The 15074-nt window shown below is 70.4% G+C and carries 15 protein-coding genes and 2 pseudogenes; 9 read left to right on the top strand and 8 right to left on the bottom strand.

The window, feature by feature from the left end; genetic code table 11:
- Window positions 1-39 precede the first annotated feature (39 nt).
- Both K1X59_RS18870 and K1X59_RS18865 read right to left on the bottom strand, forming a co-directional pair.
- Window positions 40-1233, bottom strand: coding sequence for a sugar MFS transporter (locus K1X59_RS18870; RefSeq protein WP_220173713.1), 1194 nt, complete (start codon window positions 1231-1233; stop codon window positions 40-42).
- The gene (locus tag K1X59_RS18865) at window positions 1230-2132 is read right to left on the bottom strand and encodes a MurR/RpiR family transcriptional regulator (RefSeq protein ID WP_183151173.1); all 903 of its coding nucleotides are present in this window, start codon (window positions 2130-2132) and stop codon (window positions 1230-1232) included. Before K1X59_RS18865 ends, K1X59_RS18870 begins: the two co-directional genes overlap by 4 nt.
- A 166-nt stretch (window positions 2133-2298) precedes the next feature.
- Between K1X59_RS18865 and K1X59_RS18860 the strand changes: the two genes are divergently transcribed.
- From K1X59_RS18860 to K1X59_RS18825, 9 genes and pseudogenes are all read left to right on the top strand, one after another.
- A complete protein-coding gene (locus tag K1X59_RS18860; protein ID WP_258566939.1) occupies window positions 2299-3342 on the top strand; it encodes an ABC transporter substrate-binding protein in 1044 nt (347 codons plus the stop codon).
- A complete protein-coding gene (locus K1X59_RS22055) occupies window positions 3339-3845 on the top strand; it encodes an ABC transporter substrate-binding protein (protein ID WP_258567238.1) in 507 nt (168 codons plus the stop codon). Before K1X59_RS18860 ends, K1X59_RS22055 begins: the two co-directional genes overlap by 4 nt.
- 65 nt (window positions 3846-3910) lie before the next feature.
- Window positions 3911-4882 carry an ABC transporter permease gene (locus tag K1X59_RS18855; protein WP_183151171.1) on the top strand — a complete coding sequence of 324 codons (972 nt, stop codon included), beginning with the start codon at window positions 3911-3913 and terminating at the stop codon, window positions 4880-4882.
- Entirely contained in the window at window positions 4879-5766 is an 888-nt protein-coding gene (locus tag K1X59_RS18850; RefSeq protein ID WP_183151170.1) for an ABC transporter permease, read from the top strand. Before K1X59_RS18855 ends, K1X59_RS18850 begins: the two co-directional genes overlap by 4 nt.
- Window positions 5763-6668 (top strand): N-acetylmuramic acid 6-phosphate etherase, encoded by a 906-nt coding sequence (gene murQ, locus K1X59_RS18845; RefSeq protein WP_183151169.1) that lies wholly within the window; start codon window positions 5763-5765, stop codon window positions 6666-6668. Before K1X59_RS18850 ends, murQ begins: the two co-directional genes overlap by 4 nt.
- Window positions 6668-7857, top strand: a pseudogene (locus K1X59_RS22995) (anhydro-N-acetylmuramic acid kinase). Before murQ ends, K1X59_RS22995 begins: the two are co-directional and overlap by 1 nt.
- Window positions 7854-8357 (top strand): GNAT family N-acetyltransferase, encoded by a 504-nt coding sequence (locus tag K1X59_RS18835; RefSeq protein WP_183151168.1) that lies wholly within the window; start codon window positions 7854-7856, stop codon window positions 8355-8357. The pseudogene K1X59_RS22995 and the gene K1X59_RS18835 overlap by 4 nt, the downstream one beginning before the upstream one ends.
- A gap of 36 nt (window positions 8358-8393) precedes the next feature.
- Window positions 8394-9482: a serine hydrolase gene (locus K1X59_RS18830; RefSeq protein WP_258567237.1), complete on the top strand. Its 1089-nt coding sequence runs from the start codon at window positions 8394-8396 to the stop codon at window positions 9480-9482.
- Window positions 9479-11104: pseudogene (locus K1X59_RS18825) on the top strand (ABC transporter ATP-binding protein). Before K1X59_RS18830 ends, K1X59_RS18825 begins: the two are co-directional and overlap by 4 nt.
- On the opposite strand, the gene K1X59_RS18820 reads toward K1X59_RS18825, so the two are convergent.
- The 6 genes from K1X59_RS18820 to K1X59_RS18795 form a co-directional block, all read right to left on the bottom strand.
- Complete coding sequence (locus K1X59_RS18820; protein WP_183151165.1) at window positions 11101-11277, bottom strand: hypothetical protein; 177 nt, start codon at window positions 11275-11277, stop codon at window positions 11101-11103. The pseudogene K1X59_RS18825 and the gene K1X59_RS18820 sit on opposite strands and share 4 nt — an antisense overlap.
- Window positions 11274-11852 (bottom strand): YdeI family protein, encoded by a 579-nt coding sequence (locus K1X59_RS18815; protein WP_183151164.1) that lies wholly within the window; start codon window positions 11850-11852, stop codon window positions 11274-11276. The genes K1X59_RS18820 and K1X59_RS18815 overlap by 4 nt, the downstream gene beginning before the upstream one ends.
- A 3-nt stretch (window positions 11853-11855) precedes the next feature.
- A complete protein-coding gene (locus tag K1X59_RS18810) occupies window positions 11856-12668 on the bottom strand; it encodes an HAD-IIA family hydrolase (RefSeq protein ID WP_021198233.1) in 813 nt (270 codons plus the stop codon).
- A gap of 66 nt (window positions 12669-12734) precedes the next feature.
- Entirely contained in the window at window positions 12735-13367 is a 633-nt protein-coding gene (locus K1X59_RS18805; protein WP_183151163.1) for a metal-dependent transcriptional regulator, read from the bottom strand.
- Between the two features lie 55 nt (window positions 13368-13422).
- A complete protein-coding gene (locus tag K1X59_RS18800; protein ID WP_183151162.1) occupies window positions 13423-13722 on the bottom strand; it encodes a hypothetical protein in 300 nt (99 codons plus the stop codon).
- A gap of 19 nt (window positions 13723-13741) precedes the next feature.
- Complete coding sequence (locus K1X59_RS18795) at window positions 13742-15010, bottom strand: Nramp family divalent metal transporter (protein ID WP_183152895.1); 1269 nt, start codon at window positions 15008-15010, stop codon at window positions 13742-13744.
- Window positions 15011-15074 lie beyond the last annotated feature (64 nt).

Here is a 15074-nt window from a genome sequence, read left to right as displayed (position 1 = left end):
GTGTGAAGGTCGCGACTGTCGGCAGATGTGCAGGGGATGTCAGCGCGGTACGGCCGCAGGTCGGGGAGGTCGTGCGGCGACCAACACCAGCAGTGGGACGAGCGCGCACAGTGCGGCCGCGACCAGGAAGGTCGTCTCCGACGCCGGATCCCGACCGATCAGGAGGATCAGCGTGGGGATGGCAGTGCCGCCGACCGCGCCGCAGGCGACGAGCGCTCCCGTCACGGCCGCGCTGCGGGCCGGATCGAGGCGGTCCAGCGCGAGGCCGAGGATGAGGCCGTAACTGGGAGCGAGGAGCACGACGACGGCGGCCAGGGAGCCCAGTGCCCAGCCGGGGGCCCGGTCGACGAGGAGTCCAGCCGCCGCCATCAGGACGGCGGCGACGCACGTGGCGGTCGTGAGGATCCGCGTGGGCGGCACGGCGAGGCGGCGCAGCGTCGCCGCGCCGAAGCGGCCGAGTGCCATCAGGGTCCAGAACGCCGAGGTGCCCAGGGCAGCGATGCCAGGATCGACCGCGAGAATCCGGCCGGGGATCACCGCCGACCACCCGGACAGCACGGTCTCGACGCCGACGTAGAGCGGGAGCGCCACCGCGAACGGAAGCAGCACGAGCAGTCCGCGGGCGTCGCGACGAGAGGGGGCCTCGGTGCGGGCCGCCGCGGGCGCCGAGGTGGAGAACATCGGGTCGGAGAACACCGCGACCGAGAACATCGCGACCGAGAACACCGCGACGGAGACGAGCGGCACCAGGGCCAGGATGCCGAGCGCCGGGCGGACGCCGGAACCGAGGGCGACGACGAGCGGGGTGACCGCGGCGCACACGGCGACGGTGCCGAGGAGGGCGCTGAGCAGACCGGTCGCGCTGCCGACGGCGACCGACTTGGCCGCCACGGATCCCGACGCCTCGACGAGTCCGAAGCCGAATCCGGCGACGGCCGCGGCCGCGATGAACACCGCAGGGGTCGCGGCGAGTGCCACCCCGACGATGGCCGCCGCCTGGAGCGCGCCGCCGAGGATCAGGGCGACCTGCGGCGGGCGGCGCATCAGGAGGGGGCTCGAGGTGAGCACGCCGATCAGGAGTCCGGCGAACAGCACGGGCACGGCCGAGCTGAGATCGGCATCGATCGAGCGCTCCGCCGCGGGGAGCACGGCCGGCACGAGCGCCGCGGTGACGCCGAGGCCCGCGAATGCGCTGAACAGTCCCGCTCGCGCACGCCCGGCGTCCGGGATCACGCCCCCGCCGTCCGCTCCCTGTGCACCGCGGCGAACGTGTCGCGCAGCGCCTCCATCGAGCGGTCGTAGTTCGACTGCGCCACGCCGATGAAGATGCAGTCGACCACCATGAGCTGCGCGATCCGACTGCCGAGCGCACCCGAGCGGAAGCCCGTCTCGCGCGCTGCGGTCGTGAGCACGATGTCGGCCTGGGCGGCCAGCGGCGCTCCCGCATGGTTCGTGATCGCGATCGTCGTCGCCCCGGCGCTGCGTGCGAGCATCAGGAACTCGATCGTGTCGGTGGTCGCCCCGCTGTGGGACACGGCGATCGCGACGTTCCCTGGTCCGAGGGTCGCAGCCGATGTCCACGCGGCGTGCGGGTCGGACCACTCCAGGGCCGTGCGCCCGATCCGGGTGAGCTTGCGCTGCAGGTCGAGTCCCACGATGGAGCTGGCGCCGACGCCGAAGATGTCGACCCTGGTCGAGGAGGTGATCGCGTCGACCGAGGCCCGCAGCGACTCGACGTCGAGCACCTTGGCGGTGTCGGCGAGCGAGAGGGTCTCGGCGAGCGAGACCTTCGCGACGATGTCGGTCAGGGTGTCGTTGCGGTCGATGTCTCCCGAGACGGCGGGGAGCGCCGCGGTGTCGAAGGTCTCCCGCTCGACGTCGCGCAGCACGTGGTTGCGCAATTCCCGCACATGCTCGTAGCCGAGACGCTTGCAGAAGCGCACGACGGAGGTCGTCGAGGTGTCGCAGCGCTGGGCGAGCTCGGCGATCGAGAGCCCGGCGGTTCCTGCCGGGTCCGCGAGGAACAGGTCGGCGATGCGCTGCTCGCTCGGGCGCAGCTCGGGGCGGATGGCACGCATGCGCACGAGCACGGGATGCGCGCCGGCGTCGTCGCGGGCGGCGTCAGGGGACATGTGTTCTCCGTTCGGTGTTCATAACAGTAGAGGAACTTCCGTTACATCAGAAGCGACCTTCGTGTACTTTTGGTACCAACCCAGACCGAGGATGTTCGTGGGACGTTCGGGCAGCATCGCCGGAACCGACCCAGGGCGACGCGGTCCCCAGCCAGGAGGAATCAGCATGAGCACAGCACGGCGGGCGTCATTCGGCGCTCTCACCGCCACGGGCGTCGCATTGGCGCTCGTCATCACCGGTTGTTCCGCACCCGCGTCCGACCCGAAGCCGGCGGAGGGCGCCGCAGGCGGCGACCTCGTCATCGGCGTGACCAGTGACCCCGACACCCTGTTCCCGTGGAAGGCCACGCAGTTCCAGGCCGTCAACGTGCTGCAGAACCTGTACGGCACGCTGACCGAGTTCGACGAGGAGCTCAACGTCGTTCCCGGTCTCGCCGAGTCGTGGGACGTCTCCGACGACGGTCTGACCGTGACCTTCCACCTCCGCGAGGGCGTGACGTTCGCCGACGGCAGCGCGTTCGACTCCGAGGACGTCAAGTACTCGCTCGACGCGATCGCCGCCGAGGCCACCGCCGCCGTCGCGAGCAGCTCGCTCGCCTCGGTCACCGCAGTCGAGGCCACCGACGCGACGACCGTGACCCTCGCGCTGAGCGCCCCCGACGCCGCGCTCCCCGCCAACCTCGCCGTGATCAACATGGCGATGCTGTCTTCCGACGACACCGAAGAGGCGCTGAACACCACGCCGAACGGCACCGGCCCCTTCATCCTCGACGACCGCAAGGCCAGCCAGTCGATCACCCTCGCCAAGAACGAGGACTACTGGGGCGACGCCGCACTGCTCGACACTGTGGAGTTCCGGGTGATCCCCGACGAGTCGTCGATCGTCTCGGCCATGCAGTCGGGCAACGTGCAGCTGGCCGTGTTCGACGACCCGCTGGTCGCGCAGACCGCCGAGGGTGCGAACGTCGAGGTCGCGACCACCCCGCAGCTCAGCTACCACGCGCTGCAGCTGAACGCCACGCGCGGAGACCTGACCGACGTCAACGTCCGCCTCGCGATCCAGTGCGCCATCGACCGCCAGGAGGTGCTCGACACCGCAGCGCTCGGCGAGGGCGAGGTCACCGGACCCATCACCTCCCCGGCCTACAAGTCCGACCCCGACGCGCCCCCTGCCCCGAGCGCGACCTCGACAAGGCCGCCGACTACCTGAAGAAGGCGGGCAAGGAAGACGGCGTCACGATCAAGACGATCGTGTCGCAGGGCGAGTACGCCACCTCGGTGAACGAGGCCCAGAACCTCAAGGCGCAGCTCGCCGACGCGGGCATCACCCTCGAGCTCGAGGTCCTCGAGTCCGGCGCGTTCGTCGACCGCTGGATCGCCGCCGACTTCGACGCCGCCGTGGCGCTCAACGGCGGTCGGCCCGACCCCGACGGCATGTACGGGCGCTACTTCACCAGCACCGGAAACCTGAACAAGGTCGCCGGCTACTCGTCGCCCGAGCTCGACGCGCTGTTCGCCGAGGGACGCCAGACGGCCGACCCCGACAAGCGCAAGGACATCTACGCGCAGGTCTCCGAGAACCTCGAGGACAACGCGGCGTGGATCTGGCTGTTCACGAGCTACACGTACACCGCGACGGCGTCGAACGTCGACGGCTTCGTCCCGATGGTGAACGGCTCGCTGCAGTACCTGCGGACCACCTCCATCAAGTAGCGGATCGAGGGGGTGCGGGCACCCCGCACCCCCTCGTTCCCCGACGACAGGCACCACACACTCGCATGTTCAGACAGCTCCTCCGCAACAGCGTGCTGCGACGCATCCTCGCAGCACTCGGCACGCTCCTCGGCGTCGCCATCTTCGTCTTCCTGATGCTGCGCGCCATCCCCGGCGACCAGATCAGCTCCGGTCTCGGTACCGAGGCGGCAGCGCTCACCCCCGCCCAGCGTGCGGCCCTCGAGGCGTACTACGGCCTCGACCAGCCCCTCTTCGTGCAGTTCTTCTCCTGGCTGGGCAACATCTTCACGGGAAACCTCGGCTTCTCCTCCCGCGCGCAGACGAGCGTGCTCGACCTGACGCTCGCCGCCCTCCCCGTCACGTTCGAGCTCGCGATCTTCTCGATCGTGATCGCGCTCGCGATCGGCATCCCGCTCGGCATGCTCTCCGCCTCGAAGCCCGACTCGGTCCGCGACGGCGTCGGCCAGGTGGTCGGACTCGCCGGCCTCTCGATCCCCGCGTTCCTCCTCGGCACCGCGCTGCTGGCGGTTCTCGCCTCGTCGTTCGGGTTCAACCCGAACGGTCAGGGGTACGTCACCCTGTTCGAGGACCCGCTGCTGAACCTGCAGCAGATGCTGCTGCCGTCGATCGTGCTCGGCTTCGGCATCGCCGCGCCCATCATGCGCACGACCCGCACCGCGGTGCTGGAGATCCGCGCCAACGACTTCATCCGCACCGCGAAGGCCAAGGGCGTCCCGCCTCGCCGCCTGCAGGTGCGCCATGTGCTGGGCAACGCGCTCGTGCCCATCGTCACGATGACCGGCTTGCAGTTCGGTTACCTGCTCGGCGGCGCCGTCGTGGTGGAGCAGATCTTCTCGCTCCCCGGCATCGGACGACAGGTCCTGCTGGGCATCCAGCAGAAGGAGTACGCGCTCGTGCAGAGCACCGTCCTCGTGATCGCGCTCGCCTTCGTCATCGTCAATCTGCTCACCGACCTGCTGTACCGGGTCATCGATCCTCGGGTGCGTGCCGCATGACCGACATCTCTCAGACCCCGACCATCGCCCCCGGCGGTGGGCGCACCATGGAGCGCGTGCGCCTCCTGCTGCGCAGCCGCAGCGGCCTCGCCGGCCTCATCATCGTGATCCTGCTCGGGGTGCTCAGCCTCATCTCGGCGTTCGGGCTGCTGCCGTTCGATCCGCTCGCCCAGGACCCGCCGTCACGCCTCCAGCCGCCGTCGGGCGTGCACTGGTTCGGCACCGATCAGTTCGGCCGCGACGTCTTCTCGCGCGTGGCCGCCGGTGTCGCGAACTCCGCGCTGATCTCGCTCGTCGCGGTCGCGTTCGCCACCGTCGTCGGCACCGTCTGCGGACTCATCGCCGGCTTCTACCGCGGTATCTCCGACGGTGCGATCACCGCGGTCACGAATGTGCTGTTCGCCTTCCCGCCTCTGCTGCTCGCCCTGTCGCTGGCCTCGGTCTTCGACCGGAACTGGTTCACGATCGCCGTCGCGATCGCGATCGTCTACGTGCCGATCTTCATCCGCGTCACCCGCGGGCCCGTGCTGTCGCTGCGCGAGGTGGAGTACGTCAAGGCCGCCAAGAGCACGGGGCAGAGTCGCATGGCGACCATGTTCCGGCATGTGCTGCCGAACATCACGTCGATCATCATCGTGCAGGTCACGTTGTCGCTGTCGTGGGCCGTGCTCACCGAGGCCTCGCTGAGCTTCCTCGGCCTCGGCACCCCTCCGCCCGCGCCGTCGCTCGGCTCGATGATCTTCGAGGCGCGCACCCTCGTGACGATCGCGCCATGGACCATGATCGCGCCCGGCGTGATCGTGGTGCTCCTCGTGGTCGGCTTGAACCTGCTCGGTGACGGCCTGCGCGACAGTCTCGACCCCCGGAACAGAGGAAAGCGATGACCATGGAGGATCTCGGCGGACTCGCCACGGAGTCCAGCGACCCCCGGTACGCCCGTCTCGACCAGATGAGCGTCGCCGAACTCGCGCAGACCATGAACGAGGCGGATGCCACGGTGCCGGCCGCCGTGCAGCGCGCACTGCCGCAGATCGTCCCGGCGATCGAGGCGACCGCCGCGCGTATGGCGCAGGGCGGGCGCCTGGTCTACGTCGGCGCGGGAACGCCCGGACGTATCGGCGTGCTCGACGCCTCGGAGTGCCCTCCCACGTTCAGCACCCCGCCGGAACTGGTGTTCGCGATCATGGCCGGCGGGCCTGGCGCGATCGTGAACCCGGTCGAGGGTGCGGAAGACGACGCGGACGCGGGGGCCGCAGCCATCGACGACGCGGGGATCGGACCACTCGACACCGTGATCGGGATCGCCTCGAGCGGACGCACGCCGTACGTGATCGCGGCGGTCCGCCGGGCGCGCGAGCTCGGCGCGCTCAGCATCGGGCTCTCCTGCAACGTCGGCACCGCGCTCAGTGCGGCCGCGGAGCACGGGATCGAGGTCGAGGTCGGCCCCGAGGTGCTGTCCGGGTCGACGCGCCTCAAGTCGGGCACGGCGCAGAAGCTCGTGCTCAACATGTTCTCGACCATCTTGATGGTGCGGGGCGGCAAGGCCTACGGCAACCTGATGGTCGACGTGAAGGCGACGAACCACAAGCTCCGTGAGCGCGCCATCCGGATGGTGCAGACCATCGCGGATGCCGACCGCGACGCGGCGGTGGCTGCGCTGGAGACGGCCGCTTACGACGTGAAGCTCGCGTCGATCATGATCCGCCGCGGTGAGGACCTCGCCGCGGCCACCACTCGACTCGACGCGGCCGGTGGTCGGCTGCGCGCCGCTCTGGAGGAGAACTGATGCGCGTCCTCGGACTGATCTCCGGCACCTCGCACGACGGGATCGACGCGGCCGTCGTCGACTTCGCGACCAGCGGGGGCTTCACCGCACACGGTGTCGACCTGCGCGGCACGGTCCTCGCGGCGACGAGCGTGCCGTACGCTCCCGAGCTGCGGGCTCGGCTGGTCGCCGCACTGCCGCCCGCGCAGACGACGCTCGCGGAGGTGGCCGAGCTCGACACCCTCATCGGGCAGGCGTTCGCCGAGGTCGCGGCCGACATCGCGGCAGAGGTCGGCGGTGTCGACGCGGTGTGCTCGCACGGACAGACCGTGTACCACTGGGTCGACGGCGCACATGCGCTCGGCACCCTGCAGATCGGGCAGCCGGCGTGGATCGCCGAGAAGGTCGGCGCGCCCGTGGTGTCCGACATCCGCATCCGCGACATCACCGTGGGTGGGCACGGCGCCCCCTCGTGTCGTTCCTCGACGAGCTGCTTCTCCGCGGGCGTGCCGGAGTCACGGCGGCGTTGAACCTCGGCGGCATCTCGAACATGACCGTCGTGCGCGAGGACGGCCTGGTCGCGTACGACATCGGCCCCGCGAACGCGCTGGTCGATGCGGTCATCGTCGAACACGACCTCAACCCGCTCGGCTACGACGACGATGCCGCGATCGCCCGCACCGGCACGGTCGACGAGGCGCTGCTCGATGCGCTCCTCGACGACCCGTACTACGCCCTCACCCCGCCCAAGAGCACCGGCAAGGAGCACTTCCACCTCGGCTACGTGCACGAGCACCTCGCCGCGCAGGGGCGGGAGATCGCGGTCGCCGATGTCGTGCGCACGCTCACCGAGCTCACGGTGCGCACGGTTGCGCGAGACGTGGACGCCGCGAGCATCGGATTCCTCGCCGTGTCAGGTGGCGGATGCCGCAACCCGCTGATCCTCGACGGGCTCCGTGCCGCGCTCCCCGCGACCGAGGTCGTGCTGGCCGACGAGCTGGGGGCTCCGGCCGACAGCAAGGAAGCCATCCTCCTGGCGCTGATCGGCTGGTCCACGATGCACGGCGTTCCCGCGATCGTCCCCGGCGGCACCGGAGCGCGCGAGCCACGCATCCTCGGAACCATCACCCCGGGTGCCGGTCCGCTGCAGATGCCGGAGCCGGTCGCCTCGGTCGACTCACTCGTGCTCACGGAGGCCGCGGCATCGTGAACCTCCAGGTGCGCCGCGCCACCCCGGACGACCTGTCCGGGGTGCTCGAGGTGTTCCTCGCGTGCTGGCGTGAGAGCTACCGAGGTGTGCTGCCGGATGCGGCCGTCGAGGCGATGACGGACGAACGCGCCGAGACGCTGTGGCGTCGGGTGCTGACCTCTTCCGACGGGACGGTGCTCGTCGCGGAACGGGACGGCGTGATCGTCGGGATCACCCGGTATGCGTCGACCGACGGCGCGGAGGGCGGCATCGACGGTGCCGTGCACTCGCTCTACGTCTCGCCACGAGCGCACGGCGGCGGTATCGGCGGCGCGCTGCTGTCGCGTGCGACCGAGGCGCTGCGCGAGGTCGGAGCCGGCGCCGCGACGCTCTGGGTGTTCGCGGCCAACCTGCCATCGATCGGCTTCTACGAGGCCAAGGGCTGGCACCCCGACGGGGCGACCCGCACGCAGCCGGAGTTCGGTGAACCCGAGCAGCGCATGCGCAAGGAGTGGGCATGAGCGCCGGGGAGCGCCGTCGCGGCCGTCGCCGCCGTCCTGGCGAGCACCTCCGCGCCCCGAGGTGCCGTCGCGGGAGTGGTGACCACGGCCGGACGCGACCTCGCAGCCGGCGGCTTCGCCGACCTCGCGGGAACGCCGATGACCACCGCGACCGCGTTCGACATCGCCTCGGTGTCGAAGGTCGCGGCGACCACGACCGTGATCCTGCGGCTGGTCAGCCGTGGGGACCTCGACTTCGACGATCCGGTCGAGCGCTTCCTGCCCGGCACCCCGTGCGCGGCGGGGACGACCGTGCGTCACCTGCTGCAGCATCGTGCGGGGCTCTGGGAGTGGCAGCCGCTGTACCTCGACCGCGAGCACCTCGATCCGGCCGACGCGATCGACGCGGTCCCGCTGCGCTACGGGCTCGATGAGGGGCGCCACTACTCCGACCTCGGCTTCATGCTCCTCGGCCGCATCATCGCGGTCGTCACCGGAACACCCCTGGACGCTGCCGTCCGCGAGCTCGTCACGGCACCCCTCGGGCTCGCCCGCACCGGGTACGGTCCGGTCGCCCGGCCTGTGGCGTCCTCCGGCATCGGTGACGCGGCCGAACGTCGGATGGTCGCGACGGGCGAGCCGTACCCGATCCTCACGGCCGACCGCGACTTCGCCTGGCGTGAGGGCGAGGTCACCGGAAGCGTGAACGACGGCAACTGCTTCCACGCGCTCGGCGGCGTCTCCGGTCATGCGGGACTCTTCAGCACCGCCGACGACCTGCTCACCCTCGGCGCCGCGCTCGCCGCCCCCGAAACACACCCCGAGCTGTGGCGCTCGGAGGTCGTGGCGGAGCTTTTCCGCGACGGGCCCGACGCGGGGCAGGCCCTCGGGTGGCGCAGCGACAGCGTCGCCGTCGCCGGTCGGCAGACTCGGCTGCTCTGGCACCCCGGCTACACCGGCTGCGCCCTCGGCATCGTCCAGGGCACCGGTACCGCCGCCGTCCTGCTGACCAACCGCCTCTTCGCGCCCGAACCCGCGCCGACCGAGGCGCTGTGGCGCACGGCGCTGCCCGCACTCCTGGGCGGCGCCCCGACATCCGCCGGTGACCAGGCACTCCGTGACAATGAAGGAACGAGAACATCATGAGCACCACCGAGCCCGTGCTGAGCATCAGCGGCCTCGCCGTCGCCTTCCGGACCGGTTCCGAGCTGGTCACGGCGATCAGTGACATCACCATCGACGTCGCCGCGGGCGAGACCGTCGCGATCGTGGGGAGTCGGGGTCGGGCAAGTCGACCACGGCGGCGGCGGTCAACCGACTGCTGCCCGAGAACGGCGTGATCACCGCCGGCAGCATCCGCTTCGACGGGCGCGAGCTGACCGAGCTCCCGGAGAACGCCATGGTCTCGCTGCGCGGGGCGGGGATCGGTCTCGTGCCGCAAGACCCGATGTCGAACCTCAACCCGCTCATGCGCGTGGGTGAGCAAATCGGCGAGGCGCTCGAGGTGCACGGCCACACCCACGGCGACGCCACGAAGGCGCGGGTCGTCGAGCTGTTGGAGATGGTGGGGATCGCGGATGCCGCGCAGCGGGCGCACCAGTACCCGCACGAGTTCTCCGGCGGTATGCGCCAGCGCGTGCTGATCGCGATGGGCCTCGCCTGCAAGCCGCGCCTGCTGATCGCCGACGAGCCCACCTCGGCCCTCGACGTGACCGTGCAGCGGCGCATCCTCGACCAGCTCGACGCGCTCACCGACGAACTCGGCACCGCGGTCTTCCTCATCACCCACGACCTGGCGCTCGCCGCAGAGCGCGCCGACCGCATCGTGGTGATGTTCCGCGGTCACATCGTCGAGGAGGGCACGTCGGCCGAGGTTCTCGGCAATCCGCAGCACGAGTACACGAAGCAGCTGCTCGCCGCCGCGCCGAGCCTCGCCTCGCGCCGGGACGCCCTCCCGCAGCGCGAGGCAGCGACCGGGACGCCGTTCGTGGAGATCCGCGACCTGCGCAAGGAGTTCGCCCTCCGCGCACCCAAGGCGGGGAGCCCCAGACATTCACGGCCGTCGACGGAGTGAGCTTCGAGATCCGCCGGGGGACCACGGTGTCGATCGTCGGCGAGTCGGGTTCGGGCAAGTCCACGACGGCGAACATGGTGCTCGGTCTCGAAGACGCCACCTCGGGCTCGATCCTCTTCGACGGCGTCGACCTGACCACGCTCCGCCGCAAGGAGCTGTTCGCCCTGCGTCGCCGCGTGCAGCCGGTGTTCCAGAACCCGTACGCATCGCTCGACCCGCGTTACACGGTCGAGCAGTCGATCACCGAACCTCTGCGCGTGCACCGCATCGGCTCCACGGCGACACGACGCTCGCGGGTGCTCGAGCTTCTGGAGCAGGTCGCGCTGCCTGCGGCGATGGCCGAGCGACTTCCTCATGAGCTGTCGGGAGGGCAGCGTCAGCGTGTGGCGATCGCCCGCGCGCTCGCGCTCGAGCCCGAACTCGTGGTGCTCGACGAGGCGGTGTCCGCGCTCGACGTGCTGGTGCAGGCGCAGATCCTCGACCTGCTCGCCGACCTGCAGCGCCGTCTGGGCCTGAGCTACCTGTTCATCAGCCACGACCTCGCCGTCGTGCGCATGATCTCCGACGAGGTGCACGTCATGCAGCGCGGCGTCGTGGTCGAGAGCGGCACCCCGAGCGCATCTTCGACGACCCGCAGCATCCGTACACGCGGGAGCTGCTCGCCGCGATCCCCGGGGCGTCACTCGCGGGCTAACGCCGTCGGTCGTCGTCGTCCCAGGGGCCTTCCCACCAGCCCGCACGCCCGTCGCCCGCACCCTCGTCCGGTCCGCGGCGACGGCGGGACCGCACGAACTGCACGATGAACACGGTCAGCGAGCTGAGCAGGATCAGGAACATCACCAGGAACAGCAGGTCGCTCTGGCTCATGGGCGCTTCCCTTCCGCGGCATCCGCCACGATCTTCGCGACGCGGGCCGCTCTGGTCTCCGCCCGCTTGGCCATCGCGATCTGGGTGAGTCCGAACTTCTTGACCGACTTCGGAAAAGCGTCCCAGTTCTCACGTGCGGCGGGCACGGCATCGAGGGCGGTCGTCAGCTCCTCCGGTTCGATGCCGGCCTCCGGCCCGTCGAGCACCGTCCAGGAGCCGTTCGCCTTCGCGGCCTCGAGCGCGCGGATGCCGGCCGGAGCCAGCGACCCTTCCGCCGCGAGTTCCGCGATGCGGGCCTTGTTCGTCGCGGCCCAACCGCTGCCCGGTCGGCGCGGGGAGAACCACTGTCCGTTGGCGCGCTCGTCCGTCCCGTCGCCGAACACCCGCACCGGGCCGTCGATCCATCCGAAGCACAGCGCCTGCCGCACGGCATCCTCGTAGCCGACCCCGTCGGAGGCGCCGCGCACGCTGAGCAGCCAGACACCCGCCGCCCGTTCGTGATTCGCCTCGAGCCAGGCGCGCCAGGCCGTGGCATCCGCCGCCCGGAGTCGTTCGCCGTCGTCGAGTGCGCCCACGGCCTACTTCTTCGTCTTCACCGTCGTGATCGTCTCGGTGATCCGCGGCAGCAGGTCGGCCACCGACTGCACGATCTCGTCGGGGCGGAACGGGTACTTCTCGATCTCGGCCTGGTCGCTGATGCCGGTGAGCACGAGCACGGTGTGCAGGCCCGCCTCGATGCCGGCCACGACGTCGGTGTCCATGCGGTCGCCGATCATGCCGGTGCGCTTCGAGTGCGCGCCGATCTTGTTCAGCGCCGAGCGGAACATCATCGGATTCGGCTTGCCCACCACATACGGCTCCTTGCCCGTGGCCTTCGTGATGAGGGCGGCGATGGCGCCGGTCGCCGGCAGTGGTCCGTCGGTGCTCGGGCCCGTGGCGTCCGGGTTCGTGACGATGAAGCGCGCCCCGCCGATGATGAGGCGGATCGCTTTGGTGATCGCCTCGAACGAGTAGTTGCGCGTCTCGCCGACGACCACGAAGTCGGGGTTCGTCTCGGTCATGATGAAGCCCGCGTCGTGCAGAGCCGTGAGGATGCCGGCCTCGCCGATCACGAAGGCCGAACCGCCGGGCAGCTGCTGCTTCAGGAAGTCGGCCGTCGCGAGAGCCGAGGTCCAGATGCGCTCCTCCGGCACGTGCAGTCCGCTGATGCGGAGGCGTGCCGACAGATCGCGCGCCGTGAAGATCGAGTTGTTGGTGAGCACCAGATAGGGGATGCCCGCGCTCTCCCACCCGGCGAGCAGCTCGGACGCTCCGGGGATGGCGTCGTTCTCATGGACGAGCACGCCGTCCATGTCGGTGAGCCAGCATTCGATGTCGTCTCGTTGTGCCATGTGCACAGCCTAGAGGCCGGGGGTGACGCGCGCCTGACCGTGTCGCGCCCGACCGTGATGCGCCCGTCAGGCGCTGAGCCAGACGACCTGAGCTGCGCCATCCGGCAGCGCTGTCGCGACACCGCCGACCTCGACGCCGGATGCCGTCACCGTCACGGTCGACGAGACCGCGAGGCCGAGGGTGTCGAGCGCCCGCAGCAGTTCGGGGTCGCGGTCGTCCACGCGCAGAACGTGGCCGGTGTGCCCGACCGGCGCATCGGCGAGCAGGACGAAGGGTTCGCGCTCGATGCGGCCGTCGGCGTCGGGGATCGCATCGCCGTGCGGGTCGAAGCGGGGGCGTCCGAGCCGGACGTCGATGCCCTCGAGCAGGCGGTCGCTGATTGTGTGCTCGAGTACCTCGGCCTCGTCGTGCACCTCGTCCCACCCGTAGTCGAACTCCTGCACCAGCCACGTCTCGATCAGGCGATGCCGGCGCACCATCGCGAGGGCGCGAGCCGTGCCGGCATCCGTCAACCGCACCGCGCCGTAGGGCACGTGCGAGACGAGGCCTGCGGCGGCGAGCTTCTTCACCATCTCGGTCACCGACGACGGGGCGATCCCGAGCTTGGCGGCGAGCACCGAGGGAGTGATCGGCGCGTCCTGCCACTCGGTGTGCGCGTAGACGGTCTTCAGGTAGTCGTCAGCTGCCGGGGATGCCACCTGACCAGCCTACGTGGTGTGCTCGCGGGCCCACGCGGGGGACCCGAGGGTCGGATCAGTTCGTCGCGGCGGCGAGCATGCCGTACGCAGCCTGACCGGCGAAGAACAGCACGAGGAAGCCGAGGAGAGCTGCGGCCAGCGAGAGCCGGCCGTCGAACCCCTCGATCTCGGCGATCCCGACCTTGCGGGCGCGGAAGGCGAGCACGAGGGTGGCGACGCCCAGCGCGAGCTGCACCCACGGGCTGCCTGCGCCGATGACCTTCGGGAACGCGACGAGAAGGCCGCCGATCACGCCGGTCGCGAGGCCGATCCAGGTGAGGATGCGGACGTTGCGGCGGGCGCTCTCGGCAGACATGTGTCGAGCCTATCCGGGCTCAGGCGCCGGTCAGCACCAGCCAGAGCAGCGCTCCGTTCAGAGCGATCAGGAGCACGGATGCGAGCACCCCGGCTGCGGTGGTCCCGCGGCGGTTGACCCACGGGCCGAGGGTCCGGCGCTGGGCGGTGAGCACGACCAGGGGGATCAGGGCGAAGGGGATGCCGAACGACAGCACCACCTGGCTGAGCACCAGCGCGAGCGTCGGATCGAACCCGATGCCCAGGATGACGAGCGCGGGGATCAGGGTGACCAGTCGTCGGGCGAGCAGCGGTATGCGCACGTGCAGGAGTCCATGCATGATCTCGGCACCGGCGTAGGCGCCGACCGAGGTCGATGCAAGGCCGGAGGCGAGCAGCCCGACGGCGAAGAACGTCGCGACGACGGGCCCGAGCCCGGCAGCGAGGGCGGCGTGCGCGCCCTCGAGCGAGTCGGTGCCCTCGACGCCGGCGAGATTGGCCGCGGCGAGCAGGAGGATGCAGAGGTTGACGCTGCCGGCGATCACCATCGCGATCGACACGTCCCATCGCGTGGCCGTGAGCAGGCGGCGGATGCGCGACGTGTCGGTGCGTGCCGCCTCGTCGCCGAGGTGAGCGGTGGTGGCGCCGAACCGATCGCGGGCGAGTGAGGAGTGTGCGTAGATCGCATGCGGCATGATCGTCGCGCCCAGGATGGAGGCGGCCAGCAGGACCGAACCGGTGTCTTCGAAGCGAGGCACCATCCCGCCGAGCACTCCTGCCGGGTCGGGCGGAGCCACGAACACTCCGGCGACGAAGCCGATCGTGATCACGGCCATCAACCCGATGATCACGAACTCGAACGGACGCGCGCCGCGACGGCTCTGCACGGCGAGCAGGACCATCGAGACCGCGCCGGTGATGAGACCGCCCAGGAGCAGGGGGACGTCGAACAGCAGGTTCAGGGCGACCGCGCCGCCGATGACCTCAGCCAGGTCGGTGGCCATCGCCACGAGCTCGGCCTGCAGCCAGTATGCGCGGCGTGCCCACGGGCGTGTCAGTCGTGCACCCAGGACCTCGGGAAGGCTCTGCCCGGTGACGACGCCGAGCTTCGCGGAAAGGTACTGGATCAGCCATGCCATCACGTTTCCCGCGAGGACCACCCACACCAGCAGGTACCCGTACTGCGCGCCCGCGGTCATGTTGCTGGCGACGTTGCCGGGGTCGAGATAGGCGACGCCGGCCACGAGCGCCGGTCCGAGCAGCCACAGGCTGCGCGGGGCGCCGGCAGGACCGGCGGCCCGGGTCGTCAGCGGAAGCGCGTTATTTTTAGGCACACCGAAACCGTACCGTATTTTTCGGTGTACCTAAATATCC

It is taken from the genome of Microbacterium sp. Se5.02b, from assembly GCF_019464375.1.
Taxonomy (GTDB): Bacteria; Actinomycetota; Actinomycetes; order Actinomycetales; family Microbacteriaceae; genus Microbacterium.
Note: the sequence above shows the minus strand (reverse complement) of the source record. Positions and strands in the feature narration are given on the sequence as shown.